This is a genomic window from Candidatus Zixiibacteriota bacterium, from assembly GCA_016933955.1.
In the GTDB taxonomy this organism is placed as follows: domain Bacteria; phylum Zixibacteria; class MSB-5A5; order GN15; family PGXB01; genus JAFGTT01.
This window is the reverse complement of record JAFGTT010000026.1, coordinates 44,840-66,307: the sequence shown is the minus strand read 5'-3', so window position 1 is coordinate 66,307 and position 21,468 is coordinate 44,840. Positions and strand designations below refer to the sequence as shown.

Annotated in this window: 20 protein-coding genes; 14 read left to right on the top strand and 6 right to left on the bottom strand. The window is 47.0% G+C overall.

The features are described 5' to 3' along the window. Positions 1 to 7: 7 nt before the first annotated feature. From JXQ28_08745 to JXQ28_08725, 5 genes are all read right to left on the bottom strand, one after another. Positions 8 to 502, bottom strand: coding sequence for a hypothetical protein (locus JXQ28_08745; GenBank protein MBN2277818.1), 495 nt, complete (start codon positions 500 to 502; stop codon positions 8 to 10). A gap of 28 nt (positions 503 to 530) precedes the next feature. Continuing rightward, on the bottom strand, positions 531 to 743 hold the full coding sequence (locus JXQ28_08740) for a helix-turn-helix transcriptional regulator (protein MBN2277817.1): 213 nt from the start codon (positions 741 to 743) through the stop codon (positions 531 to 533). Positions 744 to 1,013: 270 nt separating this feature from the next. Beyond that, entirely contained in the window at positions 1,014 to 1,595 is a 582-nt protein-coding gene (locus tag JXQ28_08735) for a hypothetical protein (GenBank protein MBN2277816.1), read from the bottom strand. A gap of 42 nt (positions 1,596 to 1,637) precedes the next feature. Continuing rightward, positions 1,638 to 4,247, bottom strand: a complete 2,610-nt coding sequence (locus tag JXQ28_08730; protein ID MBN2277815.1) for a hypothetical protein — start codon at positions 4,245 to 4,247, stop codon at positions 1,638 to 1,640. Between the two features lie 211 nt (positions 4,248 to 4,458). Continuing rightward, the gene (locus tag JXQ28_08725) at positions 4,459 to 5,772 is read right to left on the bottom strand and encodes a hypothetical protein (protein MBN2277814.1); all 1,314 of its coding nucleotides are present in this window, start codon (positions 5,770 to 5,772) and stop codon (positions 4,459 to 4,461) included. A 240-nt stretch (positions 5,773 to 6,012) separates the two neighbouring features. On the opposite strand from JXQ28_08725, the gene JXQ28_08720 reads away from it, so the two are divergent. Both JXQ28_08720 and JXQ28_08715 read left to right on the top strand, forming a co-directional pair. Continuing rightward, entirely contained in the window at positions 6,013 to 6,516 is a 504-nt protein-coding gene (locus tag JXQ28_08720) for a DinB family protein (protein ID MBN2277813.1), read from the top strand. Between the two features lie 272 nt (positions 6,517 to 6,788). Next, complete coding sequence (locus tag JXQ28_08715; GenBank protein ID MBN2277812.1) at positions 6,789 to 7,010, top strand: hypothetical protein; 222 nt, start codon at positions 6,789 to 6,791, stop codon at positions 7,008 to 7,010. A gap of 62 nt (positions 7,011 to 7,072) precedes the next feature. Here JXQ28_08715 and greA read toward each other — a convergent pair whose 3' ends face one another. Next, positions 7,073 to 7,552: a transcription elongation factor GreA gene (gene greA / locus JXQ28_08710; GenBank protein MBN2277811.1), complete on the bottom strand. Its 480-nt coding sequence runs from the start codon at positions 7,550 to 7,552 to the stop codon at positions 7,073 to 7,075. 279 nt (positions 7,553 to 7,831) lie between these two features. Between greA and JXQ28_08705 the strand changes: the two genes are divergently transcribed. The 12 genes from JXQ28_08705 (at position 7,832) to JXQ28_08650 (ending at position 21,405) form a co-directional block, all read left to right on the top strand. Further along, positions 7,832 to 10,108, top strand: coding sequence for an SLBB domain-containing protein (locus tag JXQ28_08705; protein MBN2277810.1), 2,277 nt, complete (start codon positions 7,832 to 7,834; stop codon positions 10,106 to 10,108). 283 nt (positions 10,109 to 10,391) lie between these two features. Next, a complete protein-coding gene (locus JXQ28_08700) occupies positions 10,392 to 11,216 on the top strand; it encodes a PHP domain-containing protein (protein ID MBN2277809.1) in 825 nt (274 codons plus the stop codon). Positions 11,217 to 11,248: 32 nt separating this feature from the next. Next, complete coding sequence (locus JXQ28_08695) at positions 11,249 to 12,460, top strand: aminotransferase class I/II-fold pyridoxal phosphate-dependent enzyme (GenBank protein ID MBN2277808.1); 1,212 nt, start codon at positions 11,249 to 11,251, stop codon at positions 12,458 to 12,460. 198 nt (positions 12,461 to 12,658) lie between these two features. After that, on the top strand, positions 12,659 to 14,158 hold the full coding sequence (locus JXQ28_08690; GenBank protein MBN2277807.1) for a sugar transferase: 1,500 nt from the start codon (positions 12,659 to 12,661) through the stop codon (positions 14,156 to 14,158). Between the two features lie 31 nt (positions 14,159 to 14,189). Continuing rightward, positions 14,190 to 15,659, top strand: coding sequence for a hypothetical protein (locus tag JXQ28_08685; protein MBN2277806.1), 1,470 nt, complete (start codon positions 14,190 to 14,192; stop codon positions 15,657 to 15,659). 143 nt (positions 15,660 to 15,802) lie between these two features. Continuing rightward, the gene (locus JXQ28_08680) at positions 15,803 to 17,872 is read left to right on the top strand and encodes a thioredoxin domain-containing protein (GenBank protein ID MBN2277805.1); all 2,070 of its coding nucleotides are present in this window, start codon (positions 15,803 to 15,805) and stop codon (positions 17,870 to 17,872) included. Positions 17,873 to 17,990: 118 nt separating this feature from the next. Next, positions 17,991 to 18,410 carry an OsmC family protein gene (locus tag JXQ28_08675; GenBank protein ID MBN2277804.1) on the top strand — a complete coding sequence of 140 codons (420 nt, stop codon included), beginning with the start codon at positions 17,991 to 17,993 and terminating at the stop codon, positions 18,408 to 18,410. A gap of 3 nt (positions 18,411 to 18,413) precedes the next feature. Beyond that, positions 18,414 to 18,800: a DUF302 domain-containing protein gene (locus JXQ28_08670; protein MBN2277803.1), complete on the top strand. Its 387-nt coding sequence runs from the start codon at positions 18,414 to 18,416 to the stop codon at positions 18,798 to 18,800. Positions 18,801 to 18,977: 177 nt separating this feature from the next. Then, positions 18,978 to 19,172 (top strand): zinc ribbon domain-containing protein, encoded by a 195-nt coding sequence (locus JXQ28_08665; GenBank protein ID MBN2277802.1) that lies wholly within the window; start codon positions 18,978 to 18,980, stop codon positions 19,170 to 19,172. A 45-nt stretch (positions 19,173 to 19,217) separates the two neighbouring features. After that, positions 19,218 to 19,757, top strand: a complete 540-nt coding sequence (locus JXQ28_08660) for a hypothetical protein (protein ID MBN2277801.1) — start codon at positions 19,218 to 19,220, stop codon at positions 19,755 to 19,757. 254 nt (positions 19,758 to 20,011) lie between these two features. Further along, positions 20,012 to 20,440 carry an NfeD family protein gene (locus tag JXQ28_08655; protein MBN2277800.1) on the top strand — a complete coding sequence of 143 codons (429 nt, stop codon included), beginning with the start codon at positions 20,012 to 20,014 and terminating at the stop codon, positions 20,438 to 20,440. 35 nt (positions 20,441 to 20,475) lie between these two features. After that, a complete protein-coding gene (locus JXQ28_08650) occupies positions 20,476 to 21,405 on the top strand; it encodes an SPFH/Band 7/PHB domain protein (protein ID MBN2277799.1) in 930 nt (309 codons plus the stop codon). Positions 21,406 to 21,468 lie beyond the last annotated feature (63 nt).

Below are 21,468 nucleotides of genomic sequence, written 5' to 3'. Positions count from 1 at the left end.
TTTATCCTCAGGACTTCTTAAAGCAAAATAAAGTACTGATTGAAAAGAACAGAAGTGTTATAAAAAAATAAAACGGAAACCAGATTACACCGTCGACAATTCCCCAGCTATAGAGGAGAAAAATGACAACCATGGCCGGGATTGAACCGGCCCAGGTGAGAGCGGCGGCATTGGTCAGATCAAAAACCTGTTTTTCATCAAGGATTTTGACGGTCTTGCGGGTTTTCATGATTATTCCCCAGTATACATTAGCCAGGATGAAAGGCATAATGATAAATTCCCACAGGTGCAGATTGACAATATATTCGGGCCAAAACAATGTGACCACCAGACCAACTGCTCCACAGATGATACCGGTAACGCTGGTGATGATAAAGACCGATTCGTTCATTTTTAATTTTCCGGCCAGCTTGGTTCGCGGAATAATGAAATAAAGAAGGGCACCGATAATTACGGTCAAAGCCAGGATCATTTTTATGATAATACCGATTGTGTTTTCCATGATAATTCTCCTTTTGTTGGCGATAAGATTAGCAGTCCTCATTATCATCGATAATGAAGAATATTTGCTCGACCGGTTTGCTGAAATACCGTGCCATTTTCAACGCCAGTAGAGTTGAAGGAACAAAACGGCCTTTCTCGATCGATATTATACTCTGGCGAGTCACTCCAATGGCCTCGGCAAGTGTTTCCTGTGAAAGATCACCCTTATCGAACCGGCATCTCTTAAGGTCATTTCCCAGTTTCAATAAACCTCTCCTTTCTGTTTTATCTGATCCATATGAAAATTATTGTATACATAATGTAATCAATCATATACTAATTATAACATATATACGACATAATGTCAAGAAATGTTTACATGGTTTCGCAATTATTTTCATTTTTCCATAATATTATGATAGACAATGAATTGGATTTAGTTTAAAAACTCGACCGAGTGATTTGAGATGTTAAAGCTCTTGTTATGAGTTTGAATTTTAATAAAAGAAGAGGAGTTGAAATGCCATATTTCAGATTATCTCGCAGGCCGTTCTGCAAATCGAGACCATTTTCTTCCTGAAATTAGACCGTAATTCCTTATTGGCAGGGTCCTTCAGGCGCTCGGTGTATTCGGATATTTCCTGCATCAACAACTGATGGAATTTGCGTCGATTGACAATCAAGCCGCGATTATCATCGGAGTATCTGACGAGGAGAGTGTCGGGATCGGCGAGTACTCTGGAACTGCCCCTGATTTCCGCCTGATGAAGTATCCCGCACCTGATCTGGCGATAAAACAACTCGGCCTGGCGATTGTCATAAAATTCCCCGAAACGGGTTTCGGTCAGAAAGGAGACGAAGTATTCTTTTGATTTCCCGGCGGGAGTTCGATAGACACCTCGATAAAATTGCTGAAGCATTTCGATTAGCAGGCAATCGAGGGCGAGAACGGCGAATCCGGAATAGTCGGTTTCTTCGATTAATGAGATCGGATACAGGAATCTTTCGTTTATTCGGTCGTGGAAAATATCGATTGCTTTCAGCCATTCATCTTCGGAGAGGAAATTCAATTCTTTCCAGTCAAAGGCGGTATATTTAGGAGAAATCCGCATCAATTGTTATCTCCTTTGAAGGTACTATCAAGATGTGTTATTTCATAGAATTATTACGATTTTACCCATCTGATTGCCATATTCCGATTCGACAGTGAAATAGTAAATTCCCGAAACCACGGCCTGGGTATTGCGGGTTATCAGGTCCCAGCGGGCATGCATACTTCGTGGCGAGCCTTCGGGGAAATCGTGGTCGATTTCCCGTACCAGGTCGCCGTCGATACTGAAAATCCTGATAGTGCATTTATGCGGTAAATTGATAAAATGAATCGACCTGGTTCGCTGTTCGTTCAGGCCTTCCTGGATTACCACTTGCCCCCCGAAGGCCGAATCGATATAGTCCCGTCCTTCAAAGCCAAGATCAAGATAATCGGCATCGAGACGGTATGGATTGGGATAGACAATAACATTCAGACCGCCGCGCTCGACCTCCTGACCGCTGTTGAGGGCGTATTCCGCGATCGAGTTCCGGGCCGGGGGAATCTCGAGCGATGGCAGCCCGCTGCTGGGTGAGCCATAGTCAAAGGCCGTTACGGCCACCTGGTACAATCTTGACGGCAGGAGATTTTTCACATTGAATCCGTACTCATAATACTTAAAAAAGCCCTCCTCGGTCAATTCCTCCGGGTAATGAATCCGGGCGGTATCAAGATTGAGAGTGGTCGGCGGCTCTTGATCGGGATAGATTTTATAAATCTGATTGGTGTCGAGATAACCCGAGGCATTCCAATCCTGGGCGGTAAAGTAGAAAGTCGAATCATACCAGTAGAGCGGCGATTCCAGAGAATAATTGAGAGGATAAAAAACGCCGTCATCGCCATAAAGTATTGTCAGGGAATCGATCGAGAAAGGCACATCTTTCAACTCCCACAATCGACGCCGGCTGTTCCAGATATATTTATTATAATCTTCGACATCATAGGAAGCGTACAGAACGAAATCAGTCGGCTGGGGGCTGAGTGAAACATAAACCCGGTAACCCTCGAAATCAACCAGGTTGGTAAAATAATCGCGGGTGGTTTCGGAGCGGAGACCGTTCCAGCGGATCCGGAATTCACCCGTGTGGAATTCAGTCAGCCGCGGATGAATGCGACTGTATAGAGTATCGCCGGTTGTATCTATGACCCATAATTCCGGTGGGGGCGGGGGGGAGGCGCCGCGGAAATCGGGAACGCCGTCGCCCTCATAAAAAACCGTATCGGATTCGAGGTACACCACCGTGGTTTCTATCACTAGCGGGTCATAATCAAGAGTATCAAACAGAATTAGAGAGTCGTAGACGCAAATCCGGTATTTGCCGCTGTCGTCATTGCCATCGGTGTCGACCCCGGGATTATCGTAAATCCATGAAGCCCACATGGCATTCCGTCCGATATCGGTAAAACTGAGTTGATTATAATATGGCCCCGGATTAAGGGGATCGAAAATTTCTTCAAATGCCTCGCAATTTGTATGGAAGTTTTCACCGGCAACATACGCGAAACTTATCGGCAAGACTTCCCCCGGCGAAATATCGAACGGCCCGAAAGACAGCAGATAACGGGTATCGAACCCTCTGGCGAAAAGGTAAGAATCGGTTCCGCCGGGCAGCCATCCTTCGGACGTATGGTTCACCGCCGAGAAGAGTTGATCATAGTCGAACTCCTCATGCCTCATAATATAATATTTATTACGATCGCCCTCGGGAGTGCCAAGAAAACCGCCAAAATCCCGAAACGGATCATCGGGTGTTCCCGCCATCCGCGGTCCGAAATCCTGGGAGGCGGCGCCGTTGGAAATCCACCAGTTAAAGGAATATTTAAGCGAATCGGACGGGGTTCTGACCACCCGGGTGCCGGTAACCGATGTCAGGGCGTAATTATCATAGGGACACATGCCGCCTATGGAACTGCCATCGTTGTCTGCAATCCAAGCAATATTGATAGTATCTTTGAAACCGCATCCGAAGGGGGAGTCGAGGTCTCTGCGAAAACCGCAGATATCATCATCATATCCCTGGCCGCCCTCACTGACGGTTACATCGCCATCGACATAAATGCCCATATAGACCTTTTTCAACTCCTTATAGCCGATATTCTTGATTGAGTAATCGAACAGGACGAAATCCTCGGCATAGGAATAACTCCAGGCATAACTACGCTGGGTGACCTCAATCCCCAACGGGATATGAGGCCGGCCGTCGATAGGATCAATCTCAACATACTGTGTATTGGTCAAGGTATCAGTGTACATGGCGATAAAATCCTGTTCCGAAACCGCCTCCTCATCATCGTCATTGAGAATTGAATGGTATATTACCTCTCCGCGGGGTGCCGGATCAGGCCAGAGTTCGCGAGTGCCATGCCAGCCATCGGCCCCGACCGAAACGAGGGTATCCCGTCCTACCACGGCCCCGATCCAGAAAGCGCCGGCAAACAGGTAACTTAACTGGCCCGGATAGGGATATGTGCATGACGGCGCATCGCCGCCGCCGAATGGGTCTGAGGCGCCGCTTATAAAACCCGTACCGAAATGACCCTGGTTAGAAATGGTCAAGCCGATTCGACCGACATTATGCACGCCAACGGCCACATAAGGTTCATTGCCGCCAATTTTATAAACCGGCGAGATGCCCTTCTCAAAATCATATATGGCCCGGCCGGAACCTGACACAAATATAATCAGCCAACAGCTTATCGCAAGCAGACTCAAGATAACGACATTTTTCATATTAATCGCGTTTCATATAATGGCCGGTTGGAGTATATACTTTTAATTTAAATAATATCATCCCGATTATCAAGAGCCCTCAGACGATCAGGCGAAGATAATCCCGGACAGTTTACATATGTTGACCCATCCAAATAGGTTGTTGCCCTCATAATCACTCCGGGAGCCCCTTTTCATGGAGCAGGATTCGGAGCCTTTCGCCCTGACTGCCGTCGCCATAATGAGAAAGCCGTTCCAGGAAATCCTCGAGCGTGAAGGTTTTCCCGAGATAATTATCGAAAACGTCACGAATAAAAGCCCAGTAATTTTCATCGCCCAACTCCCTTCGGATCAGATCCAGAACATATGGTCCTTTGCCATATAGAATAAAACCTTTTTCGGCGGTATCAGGGGACTTTATATCATACAGGGCGAGATCATTACGGCTTTCGGCTATCGGGCGATATTGCTCTATGGCAAAATTCAGCGATTGCTCAAACTGCTCGACCCCATCCATGGAATGGGTGAACATCAAACGCAGATGATGGGGGACCGATATTAAAAGAAAAAAGAATCCCGGACTCATATATTCCGGGAAGGCGCCGGCCCCGATCCAGAGTGCGGCAATCGGAAATAAAAGCGATTCATAGGATCCCTGCCCGTAAGCTTCCATATTTTGAGGACCCATAAAAATAAGGCCGCTGTTGATATCGGTTCCGTTTAGATCGGATATCTCTACCAGGGTGAGACGGTCGTATGGTAAATGACCGATGGCATCGTCGTAAAATTCCATGGCATCGGCCGCCTCGACTAAGATATTACCAGCCTCATCGCGATGGTTCATCTGGCAATAAAGAACTATTTCGCCGCCCCCGTATTTTTCACTGTTACGATGGAAATTATTATCACGGGCAATCAACAGAGGAATCTTGAAGACCGGTAATCCGCTTTCCCAGACATACTTCGTGCCATTTTCCTGAGTTGATTGTTCCGCCAGCCGGCCCCCCGAAATGGCCATATATTTCTGCGGGACTTCAATCACCAGTCTGGCCCGGGCCAATTGACCTTCGAGTTGAGGATACCAGCGGTGTTCCCGGTAAAGCACAAATTTCTCTTCAATGGCGCCGATCAGGTAAGAATACAGAAACTTGAATTTTATCCGGTTGAGACCTGTCTGATCAGGGTGGATACCGATAAACAGATTGCCTTGCCGATCGATTTTATTCGGGACTCCGATCCATTCTCCTTCCACCATCGTCTGAATATCCGCTGTAACCGCCTGAGTATTGAAAATAAACTTGATATCATCGGAGCCGGGTGATTTAATTAGTTCCATAATGACTTCCAGTTCCAGTTTCCCCGTTTCCGGCAGATACTTGATGAACATATCATAGGATTGTATCTCAGTCTCGTCGGCCGGGGAGACAGTGGGGAAAGCCAGCAGGGTAATCAGACAGATTATGACCGGATATATTTTAAAAATCGACATTTTTACTCCCATCGATTACGGGTTCTGGAAACCGGGAGAATCACATTCCCGGAATCGATTCTCCTATCCAGAATCGGATTAAAATTATTGCGCTCTTCAATATAATTTTCAGGGATGGCTTTGGCAAGGATATGTATTCGGGGTTGTCGGCCAAAAGTGATTGCTTTCCCTTTTAGGTGATGCTAATTTTCGGCGTATTTATTTTTAGACGACCCAATAATTTTATTTCAGGAGTATTTTATGTTTCATACGATTGAGGAATTTACATCAGTTTGGAAGAGCCATACCGACGGAACCAGGCGCGTTTTAAACGCCATTACCGATCAGGCGCTTGCCAAAGAAGTGACCCCTGAGCACCGCAATGTAGCCCGGCTGGCCTGGCATCTGGTCACCACTATTCCGGAGATGGCGGAACGGACCGGTTTGCAACTCGATGGACCCAAAGCCGATTCGCCGCTACCCAAAACCGTCAGGGAAATTCGGGAGGGTTATGATCGGGTAGCCTCCTCACTTCAGGCGCAGGTGGAAAAGAATTGGGATGACGCCGACTTGCAGACTGAGGATAATATGTATGGCCAGATGTGGAAGAAGAATTTTTCGCTGAAAGTAATTATCGATCACGAAATCCATCACCGGGGTCAATTGACCGTTTTGATGCGCCAAGCCGGCCTTAAAGTTCCGGGTATTTTCGGACCATCCAAGGAGGAGTGGGCGGAATATGGGATGAAAGCGCCCGAAATTTAGCACGCCAAATTGCCTGACATTTCGACCGGTAATTTATCCTGTTACAGCGCAATGACATAATCGAATCTTCCCGGCACCCGGAAGACGCTGTGAAAATTTGTTTACTTTGAACCCCGGGTCAGGTTAAATTTTGTTATAAACTGACGAAACAACTTTAAAAAATTGGAAGATTAGGCAGCTATTGAAATTTATTAATCTCCGGTCGTGGATTATGACAATACTATATCCAATAATTCAGACCAAGTTATAAGGAATCTTAAGGGAGGTTCGAAATGATCTGCGATTTCTGTGGTGAAAAGTTTTCGGGGCGAGCCGTAAAACAGGCCGGGCAAACCTTTTGTTCCATTGAATGTGCCGATATGGCCGCTGAAGTGGAGATCGATGATCTGGACGAAGAGGATGATAATAACGACGATGCCGGACTTGATGAAACCGATTTCTATGAAGAAGACGATCTGGATTTGAATTCGATTGACGAAGAAGAATTATACTGAATTAAAAAAAGAAATAACGTCGAAATTAAAGCCCGGGCGCCGGTGGCACCGGTTTTTTTTATTTAATCCCGCGAGATTTTCATTATTTCGTAGGCTATTTCCCCGACCGGCACTTTAACCTTGATTTTATCACCAACTGCTTTTCCCAGCAGGGCCTTTCCGATTGGAGACTGTATTGAGATGACGTCATTGTCGATATCGGTCTCTTCGGGTGGCGCCAGGGTATATTCAATTTCTTCATCATCATCGAGATCCCGAACCAGCACCCGGGCGAAAAGGTAGGCTTTGTCGGACGGGATATTGGTGGTATCAACCGACCTGGCCCGACTTAGTTTATCTTCCAACTCAGCGATTTTCCGCTCAATATGGGTCTGGGTTTCTTTGGCGGCATGGTATTCGGCGTTTTCAGAAAGATCGCCCATTTCCATCGCCCGTTTGATCTCGGAAATGATTTTCGGTCGCTCGACTGTTTTGAGCTCTTTTAGCTCTTTTTCCAGTCTCAGCAAACCCTCTTTTGACAGGTAAACAGGTTTATGATCCATGGTTATTATATACGAATTTTTTTTCCCGGATGCAACTCTTTCGAGTGATTGATGGTTCGGATAAGATACTCGATAAGCCCATTAATATTGGGTGATTACTTGATTATCTGAAATTTTTTCCATAACCGGCAGAATATTTTTACCATCAGGGGTTGTTCAGACAAATCCATTTGAAGCGTATCCGGTTGTGCGATAATGTGATACTTTGATTGAAAGAAGGCGGCACCGGGTTTGCATTAGACTGCCACCGAGAATGGAAAAAAATATCATGGAAGGTGAATGATGAAAAAGTTTCTAATTCTGCTGTTGCTGATAATAATCCTGGTGGCTGTCAGCTGGTTTCGGCCGGCATTTTGTGAGTCGCTGGATAATAAGAATCTGCAGAGTTATCTGCTTCAGAAAAATAATCAAACCGATACCGGTTATGTTACCCAAAATTTGTATGGGATACCTCCGGAGAATGCAATTCCGATCGATTCATCGATAGACAGCCTCACCTCCGGGCACAAGGAGAAAATAACTCGGCTGGAGCCGTTTGGATACAGCCTGTTTGCTTCACCTGCCGAACTCTTGCCGCCATCAGAGCTGGCGGCGGCCACCGATTATATTCTCGGTCCCGGTGATAATCTGATTATTTATATCTGGGGCCGGGTTGAAACCGAGTACAACCTTACCATTGATCGTCAGGGGAAGTTATTCATTCCCAAGGCGGGGGAAATTATCGCCTGGGGTATGAGTCTCGAGGATTTTCAGACCCGGGTCAGGCAGAAACTCGAAGGTGTTTATACCGATTTCAAGGTGTCGGTCTCTCTGGGTAAAATCCGATCCATTCGTGTATATCTAACCGGCGAGGTGAAGAAACCCGGCGCGTACACGGTCAGTTCTTTGACGACTCTATTCAACGCCCTTTACCTAGCCGGCGGCCCGAACCAGCGGGGTTCAATGCGCGAAATCAAACTTATTCGTAATAATCGGGTTGAGACTTCGGCAGACCTATACCAGTTTCTGCTCAAAGGTGACAGCCGGAGTGATATCCGCCTGTCTTCGGGAGATGCTGTATTTATTCCCGTTTCGGGACCGCGGGTGACTATCAAGGGTGAGATCAAGCGTCCCGCCATTTATGAATTGAAAGGTTCGGAGACCATCGGCGAGTTGATGGAACTGGCCGGAGGGCCGACTGCGGAGGCTTATCTCGACCGCCTTATGCTGGTCCGAATTTCGCCCGATGACGAGCGCCATGTTATTGATCTCAATCTTAACGATGCCATCGGAGAAGTTGATGATATCGAATTGATCGATGGTGATGATTTGACGATTTTTTCCATTTACGATATGAAACGCAATGTGGTGGCTGTGGCCGGGATGGTCAAACATCCGGGGCAGTTCGAAAGGACCGATTCGACTACCCTGCGATCGTTACTCGACCAGGCGGAATTGCTTCCGAGTGATGTTTACTTTGATCGCGCCAACCTTTTTCGCCGTTATGCCGACCGGCGGGTGGAAATCATCCCGATTGATTTGAAAGAAGTTATCGATGGTTCCATGGACTATCCCCTGTGTGATCTCGATTCCCTTCATATTTACAGTATCGATGAAGTGAAGCGGAAGGAATACGTTTCTATCGAAGGTGAAGTAAAAAAACCCGGACAATATCCTCTTTATGACAACATGACGGTTGAGGATTTGATTTTCATGGCCGGGAGTCTCAATAAGAACGCCAACCAGATTAATATCGAGCTGGCCCGGACCGACAGTCTTGGGGGTGTCTCGGCCATAAAAATCGATCTGACCGATCCTGGGATGCACCACTATCGGCTTTGCGAGGACGACCGGTTGTTTGTTCGAAAGATTCCCGAATGGTCGCACCAACTTACGGCAACCATTGATGGCGAAGTCATGTATCCCGGCCAGTATGCCCTTTTATCGAAAAATGAGACCCTCTATGATTTGATTCAAAGGGCCGGCGGATTTACCGAAAATGCCTTTCCGAAAGGAACCATTTTCACCCGAAATACGATTTCTCGTGATCTGGAACGCCAGAAACTCCCTGAAATTATTGCCCATACTCATCCGTTGCGCGAGGATTCTACCGGTAATATTCAAAGGGTGGAACTCGGCGTATTTCATCCCAATGATGTCAATCGGATTATAATCGATATTAATCAGATTATGAATTCCAATGGAAAACAGGGTAATCTGGTTCTGCAGAATGAAGATTATGTCTATGTTCCGGATATCCCGACCGGGGTTTCGGTTATGGGGGCGGTGGGCGCCAATGGAACCATCAAATATGTAGCCGGTAAAAACACTAAATATTATATCGAACGGGCGGGAAATTTCACCAACCAGGCGGATAAAAAAGGAACCCGGTTGATTAAGGCCGATGGACGGGTTTTTTCAGGGGGTGGTACTATCGGTAAAAGAGTCGAGCTTGGAGATGTTCTCTATGTCCCGATCGAAATCAAAAAGGACCGCGACTGGCTGAAAACCATATCCACGACAGTATCTATCATTGGAGGTATTGCTACCTCGGTATTTATAATCGATAGGCTTTAAAGGCAACAGTAATATTTACCCATTCTCACCTTCCAGTGAGCGTCCGGGGTCAGATCCTGACTTCCGGACGCTCTTAATTTATATGGAAATTTTAAGCTCCACCGGCCGGAAATCTTTTCTGGTTGGATTCCGAAAAAGGGTTTGTAGTATTTTCACAGAACATCCGACCGAGTCCGCATCATATTGTTAATCAATGCATTAGGTGCATATGTGCAAAATTTTTCCGGTCCGGCATTGGTCTTGCAATAATAAAAAAACGGAAGGTAGAGAATGAGAGGAAGCGATGAGAATCGATCTGCATATTCACTCGGAACACTCGTTTGATTCAAATACCAGTATCAAATCCATAGTCCGCCGCGCCGAGGAAATGGGTCTCGGAGCCATCGCTATAACCGATCATGATACCATGTCGGCCTGCAGGTTGGCCCGCAAAATAGCCAGGAAAGTTACTATCATCCCGGGTATGGAAATCACCTGCGAAGGCGGAACCCACCTGATCGGGCTGTTTCTCAAAGATGAAATAAATTCTCGAAACATTTTCGAAGTCATGGATGAAATTCATAGTCAGGGAGGTTTGGCGGTTATGCCGCATCCCTATCGCCCCCGTACCGGACTTGTATTCGGCCGCGAGAAGGAACGGCTTTTCGACGGTGAGGAATTCGCTCGTATCATGACCCGTATTGATCTTGTCGAAACAGTCAATTTTCATGATAAACCCGAAGATGTGGTTGCGGCCGACCGCTGGTCATTGATGCATCCTGATCTTCCCCGGGTGGCCGGTAGTGATGCCCATCTGGTTCATGAGATCGGCCATGCCTATGTCGAACTGGAAGAGGTCAAATCGGAGTCACTCGATGATATCAAAAGAGCGCTTTTATATTCACCGCGCCTGATTCGCTATGAAGCCTATACCCACGAACAGGAATGGATCGAGAAGACATCCCGGAGCCTGGGAAGGAAACGGTCCCTGATATTTAGAACCAAGAACCTGGTGCCTGCGGTTATTCGCAAATCATTTCGCAGAATTTATGAACGATCGGCCGGGAAAATTCGGACCGAGCAGAATCACCCGACTCGAGAAATCGAGGAAGCCCGTCGGGACCCATGATTGATTAAAAATTTGTCGGGAGTTTCAGGAGCATGGAAAGCACCACCCCAAAAGACATGGAAGCCGAAAATCAGAGAAAATCGGGAAATCTCATCCGTCTCAACATCCCTGATTCCAATCAGAAATTCCGTTTGAATTCTTGGAAATCAGGAATCGACCGACATCTTTCAACATCAATTATCCGGCAGATACAGCAACTGATCCATAATCGGATCAATCATGGTAATTTATCGGAATATCAAAAGGAGCTGAATGGAAGGCTAAGCCGGTATTTCGGACTTCCCGAAACGAATTTTGGGCTTTTCTCCGGACACCGTTATACGCTGGAACGACTGATAAAATCGTTTTGCCGTTATGGTGAAAAGGCGGTCATATCCGGTCCGGCCGATGATGAAACCGGTCTTATTCTGGATAAATACGGAATAAGAAATGAGATTCATTACGGGCCATCACCCTTTACAGCCGATCCTGACGGCTTAATCGCATCCGCCCGCGAGGCGCGAATCGTTTTTCTTAATAATCCCAATCACCTGTCGGGAACGGAGTACAGCCGTTTTGACATTGAATTGATTCTTTCCGGATGTCCCCGGGCCATCCTGGTTATTGATGATGCCGGCAGTCAATATCCAGGCGATTCTCTTGCCGATCTGGTCGCCGAATATCGTCATCTAATAATCCTGAAGTCATTTGGAAGAACCATGGGATTGGATACCCTTCCGGTCAGCTGTCTGTTGGCCCACCGGGATACCCTGGCGGAATATGATTCCGGTCACATAAGCGAACAGGCTAAAATTCTGAGGGTGGCCGCGGCCACCGCCGTTCTCAATCATCTCGATCGTTTGCGGATTGATGATGACCAGATGGGGGAGATTATTTTGTGCCTTATGGTACGATTACGCCGGGTCGGAGTGACATGTCGTACGGGATGCGGTAATCATTTATTGATCCGGGTTGATAATCCCGCCCGGGCGCAGTTTTTCCTCAAGAAAGCCGGTTTTGTCGCACGCAATCTCGGCCGTTATAAACAGCTTGATGGTTATCTCTCGCTGGCGATTTCGGTCGATTGTCCCATTAACAGACTGGTCGAGGCTTTTGAACGAATGCCGGCCGGAAATTATTGGCGGACCGAGCGCAGATCCAGGGATAATCAAATGATTTTCGCACCGGATCGATCATTTACGGTTTCTGATTCGATGCCGGATGCAAAGGATAACCGGTTGAGTAACGGCTTCATACAACAATAATGAAGAAGAAGCATGGAAGTCAATTCCGCAGAAAAGATGGATCATATGGCCGGCATCCACAGGCAAAAAATGAATGAAATAGTCGATTATCATGAGGATTTGCCGAAGACAATGATAAGCTCGAAGGATGCTAAAGGTATTGACAGAGTCGTCGAAATAAAGCGAAGAGGGAGCTTTAAAAAGGGGTTAAGCAAATTAATGAATTTTTCAGCGGATACAGCCGCCGTAAAATCTCTGCGCCGGGAATCCATATCACCTCACAGAATCATTACCGGGGATATCGAGAAAGCTGCCGGGGTCAAGAAAACGGCCGCAGGAATCCCGTTCAAAATCGAAACGCTGTTATATCATGGAATAAAGCTGCTTCTTTTGCCAATAGGACTATGGCTTACCGATAAAATATCTTCTGGTGGCGGATCGTTACCGGTTATGATGGTTTTAATTGTGGCCGCCTATTTGGCATCCGGTTTTGCCATACCATCAGAGCGGCTTACATCCATCCGCGTCAGGAGAGCCAGTATAAAGACATTTGTCATCGGCCAGGTGAAATTTGCCCTGATTCTTACGGCCATTGTTTATTTCAGCGGATATTCGTTATCAGGCGAGACTCTGGGTTTGTACCTGTCGATTAACGGCGCTATTCAATCATTTCTATTTATTTTCTGGCGCAGTTATAATCAAAAATTGACTGCCTATGGCAGAAAGACGGCCAGAGCCAGAAAGATGCTGGTAATCGGTACCGGCCGACGAGCCCGGGCCGCGGTCGATCTTATCATGAGTGATAATAACCCCGACATAAGCCTTGTAGGTTTTATCGATTTTCGCGCAGAAAGACTATGGCGATATCACGATATCCCGCTTTTGGGGGATACCGGGCGTTTGACGGAAGTAATTATTCAAAATCATATCGATGGTGTTATCCTGGCAGTTGAACCCGATGATTTCGGGGCCAGCCATGACGTATTCAACGTGGTGGAGCAAATGGGTGTGGACATATGTATCTTTTCCGGCCTCTACCAGCCCCGGCTATCGAATTGTCATCAGGCCGATCTTAATGGCCACCCGGTTTTAATTTATCGGACCGTGAATGGAACCGATCTGGGCCGGTTTCTCAAGAACTTCGGCGATAAGCTGGGAGCCCTGTTGGGTCTGATAATCGCTTCCCCGATTCTTCTGACGGCGGCCGTAGCCATAAAGCTGAATTCACGAGGTCCGATCTTTTTCAAGCAGAGAAGATGCGGCAAGAATGGCCGGACATTCCAGATGTACAAATTGCGTACGATGTATAACGGGGCCGATAAGCAGAAAGAAAAATTGCTGCATTTAAATGAGATGACCGGGCCCGTGTTCAAAATCAAAAATGATCCGCGGGTGACACCAGTGGGCAGAATTTTACGCAAATTTTCCATAGACGAATTTCCCCAGTTTATCAACATTCTCAAGGGAGATATGTCGCTTGTCGGTCCCCGGCCCCCGCTACCGTCGGAAGTGAAGCAGTATGAACCATGGCAACGGCGAAAATTATCGGTCAAACCCGGAGCGACTTGTCTCTGGCAGATCAACGGACGCAATCATGTCGATTTCGATAAATGGATGAAACTGGATTTGCACTATATCGACCACTGGTCGTTGAAAGAGGATTTCCGGATCCTGATGAAAACCGTTCCGGCGGTTTTTAAGGGAAACGGCGCCTCGTAGTCAATCATGCCGACCAGGCATAGGACAGCCGATGAAATATCTCGGGAAAATACTGTTTCTGACCATAATTATTGTCTGTCTGGCCATATCACTTAAGGCGGCCCTGTTTCTTCCCGTCAATCAGCCCGAATATGGATTTCTATACGAATCCGCTCGTCACGAGGAAATTGGTTCCGGTTTTTATAATTATAATTACAATGTCGGACCGTACGATTTCGAGACTATCCGGATCAACAATCCCCTGGTTAAAACTCTCAATCATCCCGATCAAAATAGCTTGACGATTTTTCTTTTCGCGGCTGGGAATTTCCGTGGTGCGGACGATATTCGGGGAAGGGTGTATCAATCATTCCGGGGCGGATTGGCCGCCCGACCGCTTAAGAATGTCTTTGTATATGGTAATTTCCTGATAGATGAAGCGCTGGCTGACAATCCCGATTACACCGGCAAAATATGGCATGGTGCCGGGGGGGAAACGGAAAATGCCTATATAGCCTATTCCACCAAAAGAATCGATATTATTGTCGGTCGTTACTCATCCTTCTGGGGCCCGGTCGCTCATTCCCTGATTTTATCATCGACCGCTCGTTCGATGGATGCTCTTTCATTTCGTCTGAAGTGGGGCCGACTGGGTTTCACTTTTCAGACGGGGAAGTTGAATTCCAGCCTTCTCTTAACCGACTCAATCGAAGTCTATGAAAACCGTTATTTTGCCGGACATCGTATTGATTTCAGAGTTTATGACAATTTACAGTTGGGTTTATTCGAGACTATAATCTATGGCGGGATGGGACGCGGTTTGTCATTGTCGTATTTCAATCCCCTGTTATTTTACCATGCCGTGCAACTCAACGACAATACCGACGACAATACCTTCCTGGGTCTGGATCTTTGCTGGTATATCAACAACCGGCATAAATTATATGGTCAGGTACTGGTTGACGATCTTCAGATCGATGATGACGAACCCGGTGACCGGGAACCGCCGGAAATCGCCTGGCTGGCCGGTGTGCATACCATCGATCTTTTTAATTTCATTGATTTGCAGATCGAATATGTTCGGATCGCCAACCGAACTTATAATCAAAAACTGGAACTCAACCGCTATGAAAACCGGGGCGAACTACTCGGTTATCCGATGGGACCGGATTTTGATCGCGTGAATCTTGTGTTGACCCACTGGTTTGAATCACATCAAAAGGCGGCTATCGCTCTGACATACCAGCGCCGGGGAGAGGGGCGGTACGATGATCCCTGGACCGAACCATGGCTTGAAATGGAAAGTGATTACCATGAATCTTTTCCTTCCGGTACGGTCGAAAAAACCGTAATCGGTACGATTTATCTGTCAGGTTTTTACTTCGATCATTTGTTTATGGATTTTAATGGCGGCTTGAAGAGAGTCACCGACTATGATAATCAAGCCGGTGATAACCGCACGATCCCATTCTTTAAAGCGACCATCTCTCTTTTTCTCTCGACCGATTTGAATATCGACTGATATTAAACATTATTTCGGAACATTAAAATATCCCTCCGGTTTATATCAATAAATATGGCGGGATTTTGCACTTGTTCGGGTCATTGAATATTATGACAAGCGTCCCCGGTCAAGTATTGGTCGGAACGACGAAGGATTGAAGTATGGATTTGAATTCGCAAGTTAAGGATACATATAAATACACCAATCATCTGATAAGGGAGAGCTCTCCATATCTGCTTCAGCATGCCCATAATCCGGTGGATTGGTATCCATGGTCGGAGGAAGCGCTGGAGAAAGCCAGAAAGGAGGACAAACCGATTTTTCTATCAATCGGTTATGCGTCTTGCCACTGGTGTCATGTAATGGAACGGGAATCTTTTAAAGACGAGATGATTGCCAAAATTCTAAGGGAGCATTTTATCTCCATCAAAGTTGATCGGGAGCAGCGGCCGGATCTCGACCAGATATATATGGCCGCCACTCAGGCTGTCACCGGTTCGGGGGGATGGCCGATGTCGGTCTTTTTAACCCCCGATCTGAAACCCTTTTTCGCCGGGACATACTTCCCGCCCGAAGATCGTTATGGCCGTCCGGGATTCAAACGCCTGCTTACCGAATTGATCGAGATGTATGAGACCGATCGGGCGCGGATTGAGGATTATGCCGGGCGACTGGTGACGGCCTTGCAATCGTCATACCGGGCGAGTACTGATTCCGTTTTGCCGGATCGCTCTATTGTGATGTTGGCCGCAGAATCGCTCTTAAATAATTATGACCGGATTCATGGCGGATTCGGGAATGCCCCTAAATTCCCACATCCGACCGAGCTTTCCTTCCTGATGAAAATCTATGCCAATTCGGGGCGGACGGAGATTCTGGCGGCAATCGAGCAGACTCTTACTTCAATGGCCCGCGGCGGCATTTATGATCAGATCGGCGGAGGTTTTCATCGATATGCCACCGATTCCCTCTGGCTGGTACCGCATTTTGAGAAAATGCTTTACGATAATGCTATGCTGGCGGTCGTATACAGCGAAGCCTTTCAACTGACCCAAAAGGACTTTTACCGGAAAATTGTTAGGGAAACGCTCGATTTCATGATTCGGGAAATGAAGGATGGTTCCGGCGGTTTCTATTCCAGTATCGATGCCGACAGTGAGAGCGAAGAAGGGCGATTTTATGTCTGGACCAGGGCCGAAATTAAGCGTTTACTGGGTGATAGATCTGACATTTTCTGTCACTATTTCAATATTACCGAGAAAGGTAATTTTGAGGGAAACACCAACATCCCCAATATTGACAATAGTTCAATTGAGTATAAAACCGGCTTCGGTTTAGATGATGGGCAATTCGAAAAAGTAATCGATGAGTCGAGGAAGATTCTTTTTGAGGTGCGGTCAAAACGAGTCAGACCGGTCACTGATGATAAAATTCTTACTTCATGGAACGGTCTGGCCATATCGGGTCTGGCTAAGGGATACCAGGTAACAGGTAATATCCGTTATCGTGAAGTTGCGCTGAAGGCCGCTGATTTTATAAAAGAAAATTTGTACCATGATGGAAAACTGATTCATTCCTATCGCCAGGGAGTGATTTCGCCGGGGCTGTTTCTCGAAGACTACGCTTATTTGGCAGCCGGGCTGATCGATCTGTACGAAATCAGTTATGATTATGATTGGATTAATATGGCGGCGGGTCTGGCCGGGGAGGCCGTTGATCTTTTCTCCGATGAATCCGGGAACCTGTTTCTTTCCCCGGCCAATCAATCCGATCATTTCATGCGGCCCAGGGATATTGGCGATGGAGCCCTGCCGGCCCCGGGCTCGATTCTTATCCAGGTTTTCCTTAAACTGGCCGATATTACTGGCCGGGAAACTTTTGCAAAGCAGGCTGAAAAATCTCTTGAGCTCCTGTCGGGTAATATGATCGGAATGCCATCGGGTTTGATATCAGCCGTAACAGCTCTGGATTTCAGATATTCGCCCAAAACGGAAATAGTCGTGGTAGGGAGACAGGATAGAACAGTCCTTATGGATGTCATTTATAGGCATTACCTGCCGCACCGGGTAATAGTCGTTTCGGACCGGGGAGATGAGGCCATCCCGCTTCTTGAAGGTCGTGGTAATGATACCACAATTGCCTATGTTTGTCGTGATTTTGCTTGTCAAAGGCCCGCACGGACACCTGATGAACTCAAGCGGCAACTCAACCCATTCAGATTCCCCCTATAATAATCACTGCCGGAATAGTCCCAATACGGGTCTATTCGGACGGTTAAAACTTTGTTTTTTAGGGAACAATGCCTATAATAAAGTCATTATAAAATAACAGAAAATTGGGGATGATGGTATGTTCGAGACCAGAGTTAAATGGACGGGCGGTATGAGATTCGAAGGTGTTTCGGCTTTCGGTCTCCCGATTGCCACCGATGCCTCCCGTAAATCAGGAGGTAATGAAAACGGTTATAATCCGGTCGAACTGGTCTTATTCGGATTAGCCGGATGCACCGGAGTCGATGTTCTCAATATTCTGAAAAAAATGAAACAGCAGGTATCCGGACTCGATATCGAAGTCAGAGGACATCAACCGGAGCAGTATCCAAAACCGTTCAATCGGATTGAGGTAAAATTTATTCTGAGGGGAAATAATCTTAACCCGCAAAAGGTTGAACAGGCGATCGAGATGTCCGAGGAGAAATATTGTTCGGTGAGTCTTTCTCTCAAAGGAGTGGCCAATATTATTACGTCATATGAAATCATCGAGGATTAACCCATGGATAAAATGGCCTACACGGTTGTTTCGAATAAATCATTTAATGAGGTCTCCCGTCTGCTTGAAAGCACCTCGAAGGACAAGGGATTCCGGGTTTTGACGATTCATAATGTCCGGGAAACACTGGCGGAAAAAGGATTCGAGGTTGCGCCGTTGAAAATCTACGAACTGTGTAATGCCGGTTTCGCATATCAGGCAATCAAGAACGATATCAACGTGGCGATGTTCATGCCCTGCAAAATAGTGGTGCGGCCCGAGGGTGACAAAACACTGATGACTCTGGTCCGGCCGTCAATGATCGCTGAAATGATGCCTGATACCGGATTGGACAATATGGCGGTCGAGGTGGAAAGACAGCTTATAGGGTTGATTGATGGCATTAAATAAAAAGCCGCTTGTCAGATTGGTTTTCGGCGTTATATTGGGTGGACTGGCCGGGGCCGGTATGAGTTTTATTTATGCCAGGGTTGGAGTAACCTGAGCGTTGATGTGTAACACTGCCCTGGCGGCGGTGCTGGGAATGGTTGCCGGTGCAGTCGTGGCCATGAGTGGAGTGAAATAATTATGCCGATGTACGAATATACCTGTCTGGATTGCAGCGAGAAATTCGAGGAACTGGTCTCTTCTTCGACGGTAACGGTTACCTGTCCGCACTGCCAATCCCAAAATACGGTCAAGCAGTTTTCCACATTTGCATCCAACGCCTTAAAATCCAATTCATCTTGTGGAACCTGCAAGCCGACATCGGGATTCAGTTGAGCATCATGTAAGTAGGAGGTCGGTCGACCTCATAGCCTTTTCGTTATGTCGAAGCTACTGCTAAAAATAATCATTATACTTGGCCTGATGCAAATAGCCTGTGGGGGCAGTCAAAAGACTCCGGCCGATATCAAGGATCGGGTGGCCTGGCTTGACGCCCGTTCGGCCCTGCCGGTGTTCCCCTTCGGCACCAATCCCATCTACCTTTATTTCCATTCCGAAGGCAGTCCGATTTGCTCCAGTATGACGGCGAATGTATTTGACCGCCCGGAAATTATCGAATACATGAACAAGCATATTACCAGTATTTCGGTGATGCCGGAGATTCTCGATTCCACCGATTTCATGGGCCGTCGAATTAGCTCCGGGGACCTGATAAAAGTCTTCCAGGTTGAGGGTTATCCGTCACATTATTTTTTTAATAAACAGGGCCAACTCAAAGGCGCCCGAACGGGTTATATTGGATTGCGGGAATTCAAACAACTTCTTATTTACATATCTGAAGGTTATGTTGAGAAAATGGATTTCGGATCCTTTTTGGGTACCGATGGAGCTGATATCGACACCGTTTGGGGCAAGTTTTAACAGCCGGTTTTAACGCCGTTTGCTTTCGAAGATTAATTAACCGGTAGCCATTGGATATTTACCAATTCCGGTTTTAATAGCCGGGCCACCGTTTCCATCTATGTTTCTTCTTGACAAATAAGCACTTAAACGATTTTCATTGAGCGTTACTGATTTTTTCGAATAGCCGAAATACAACCGGGTATATATATCGAAGATTTTTTTTAAGTTAAATCCGGAAGGAAATAAAAGTTTTCAATAGAAAGGAGTATCTTATGCCCACTATATTTTGGCTCTGGCTGGCCGCGGCGGTAATATTCTTGATTATCGAGCTTGGCACACCCAGCCTGGTTTTTGCCTGTTTTACGGCCGGTTCCATAGGGGCCGCCATAACGGCTCTGATTACCGATAATTACCTGGTCCAGGCGGCGGTCTTTGCCGGGATTTCCATAATCCTGATCCCTTTAACTCGGCCGCTGGCCAGGAAAATAACCAAACCTTCACCGCAACCGACCAATGCCGATGCTATGATTGGCCGCCCCGGAGTAGTGACCAAAAAGATTGATCCTGCCCATGATATCGGTCAGGTTCGGGTTGATGGTCAGGTCTGGCAGGCTCTGGCCGATGATGTTATCGATGAAGGAGTTAAAATTAAGGTAAATAAAGTTATCGGGGCCCGGCTTCAGGTCTCGAAACAGGAATAGAAATACCGGGAAGATAAAAGGAAAGGATGGATAAAATGGAAGCATTAGCCTTTGTCGCCGTAATAGTGGTTTTGGCGTTTATTCTGGGCGCCATGTCAATCAGGATAATCCGCCCCTACGAAAAAGGATTGGTGGAACGTCTGGGTCGTTACCAGAGAACTCTGGATTCGGGTCTTAATTTGATTCTGCCGTTTTTTGATACGGTCCAGAAAGTCGATATGCGTGAGATTGTGCTTGATGTGCCGCCACAGCTGGTTATCACCCAGGACAATGTCAGTGTTGAGGTGGATTGTGTTATCTATTGTCAGGTGACCGATCCGGTGCGGGCCAAGTACGAGATTTATAATTATATCATGGCGGCTTCGAAACTGGCCCAGACCAATATCCGTAATGTCGTCGGCGAGATGGATCTGGATCAATCGCTATCCTCGCGTGATACAATCAACGCCCAGCTTCGTGATGTTCTCGATACCGCCACCGATAAGTGGGGGGTCAAGGTCAACCGGGTGGAAATACAGCGGATTGATCCGCCGGTCGATATCACCGAAGCCATGAGCCGTCAGATGAAGGCCGAGCGTGATAAGCGAGCGGCTATTCTTGAGGCTCAGGGGTCAAAACAGGCGGCCATCACCCGGGCCGAGGGAAGCAAGGAATCAGCCATTCTGGAAGCCGAGGGTCAGGCCGAGGCAGTTCGGAAACGGGCCGATGCGGAAAAATACCGCCAGGTGGCGGTGGCCGAAGGACAGGCCGAGGCTATATTGAATGTCTTTAAGGCTATTCATGAAGGTAAACCGGATCAGGAACTGATCACCCTGAAATATCTCGAGATGCTGCCCAGCCTGGCTCAGGGTTCGGCCAATAAATTGTTTCTTCCTTACGAGGCCAGCGGGATAATCGGGGCGCTATCAGCAATGGTCGAAGGGATCAAGAACGATAAAAAGGCGGCATCAACCCCGGCGGCATGATTAGACAAACAACGATATTGAAATAACTCAATTTCTAAGGCGGCTTCTCAATAATGGAGAGGC

What these genes read in the sequence shown, in the direction of transcription:
- JXQ28_08745 (MBN2277818.1), bottom strand. Translation starts at nt 502, where the DNA reads ATGGAAAACACAATCGGTATTATCATAAAAATGATCCTGGCTTTGACC.
- JXQ28_08735 (MBN2277816.1), bottom strand. Translation starts at nt 1,595, where the DNA reads ATGCGGATTTCTCCTAAATATACCGCCTTTGACTGGAAAGAATTGAAT.
- JXQ28_08725 (MBN2277814.1), bottom strand. Translation starts at nt 5,772, where the DNA reads ATGTCGATTTTTAAAATATATCCGGTCATAATCTGTCTGATTACCCTG.
- JXQ28_08720 (MBN2277813.1), top strand. Translation starts at nt 6,013, where the DNA reads ATGTTTCATACGATTGAGGAATTTACATCAGTTTGGAAGAGCCATACC.
- JXQ28_08715 (MBN2277812.1), top strand. Translation starts at nt 6,789, where the DNA reads ATGATCTGCGATTTCTGTGGTGAAAAGTTTTCGGGGCGAGCCGTAAAA.
- greA (MBN2277811.1), bottom strand. Translation starts at nt 7,552, where the DNA reads ATGGATCATAAACCTGTTTACCTGTCAAAAGAGGGTTTGCTGAGACTG.
- JXQ28_08705 (MBN2277810.1), top strand. Translation starts at nt 7,832, where the DNA reads ATGATGAAAAAGTTTCTAATTCTGCTGTTGCTGATAATAATCCTGGTG.
- JXQ28_08700 (MBN2277809.1), top strand. Translation starts at nt 10,392, where the DNA reads ATGAGAATCGATCTGCATATTCACTCGGAACACTCGTTTGATTCAAAT.
- JXQ28_08695 (MBN2277808.1), top strand. Translation starts at nt 11,249, where the DNA reads ATGGAAAGCACCACCCCAAAAGACATGGAAGCCGAAAATCAGAGAAAA.
- JXQ28_08690 (MBN2277807.1), top strand. Translation starts at nt 12,659, where the DNA reads ATGAATTTTTCAGCGGATACAGCCGCCGTAAAATCTCTGCGCCGGGAA.
- JXQ28_08685 (MBN2277806.1), top strand. Translation starts at nt 14,190, where the DNA reads ATGAAATATCTCGGGAAAATACTGTTTCTGACCATAATTATTGTCTGT.
- JXQ28_08680 (MBN2277805.1), top strand. Translation starts at nt 15,803, where the DNA reads ATGGATTTGAATTCGCAAGTTAAGGATACATATAAATACACCAATCAT.
- JXQ28_08675 (MBN2277804.1), top strand. Translation starts at nt 17,991, where the DNA reads ATGTTCGAGACCAGAGTTAAATGGACGGGCGGTATGAGATTCGAAGGT.
- JXQ28_08670 (MBN2277803.1), top strand. Translation starts at nt 18,414, where the DNA reads ATGGATAAAATGGCCTACACGGTTGTTTCGAATAAATCATTTAATGAG.
- JXQ28_08665 (MBN2277802.1), top strand. Translation starts at nt 18,978, where the DNA reads ATGCCGATGTACGAATATACCTGTCTGGATTGCAGCGAGAAATTCGAG.
- JXQ28_08660 (MBN2277801.1), top strand. Translation starts at nt 19,218, where the DNA reads ATGTCGAAGCTACTGCTAAAAATAATCATTATACTTGGCCTGATGCAA.
- JXQ28_08655 (MBN2277800.1), top strand. Translation starts at nt 20,012, where the DNA reads ATGCCCACTATATTTTGGCTCTGGCTGGCCGCGGCGGTAATATTCTTG.
- JXQ28_08650 (MBN2277799.1), top strand. Translation starts at nt 20,476, where the DNA reads ATGGAAGCATTAGCCTTTGTCGCCGTAATAGTGGTTTTGGCGTTTATT.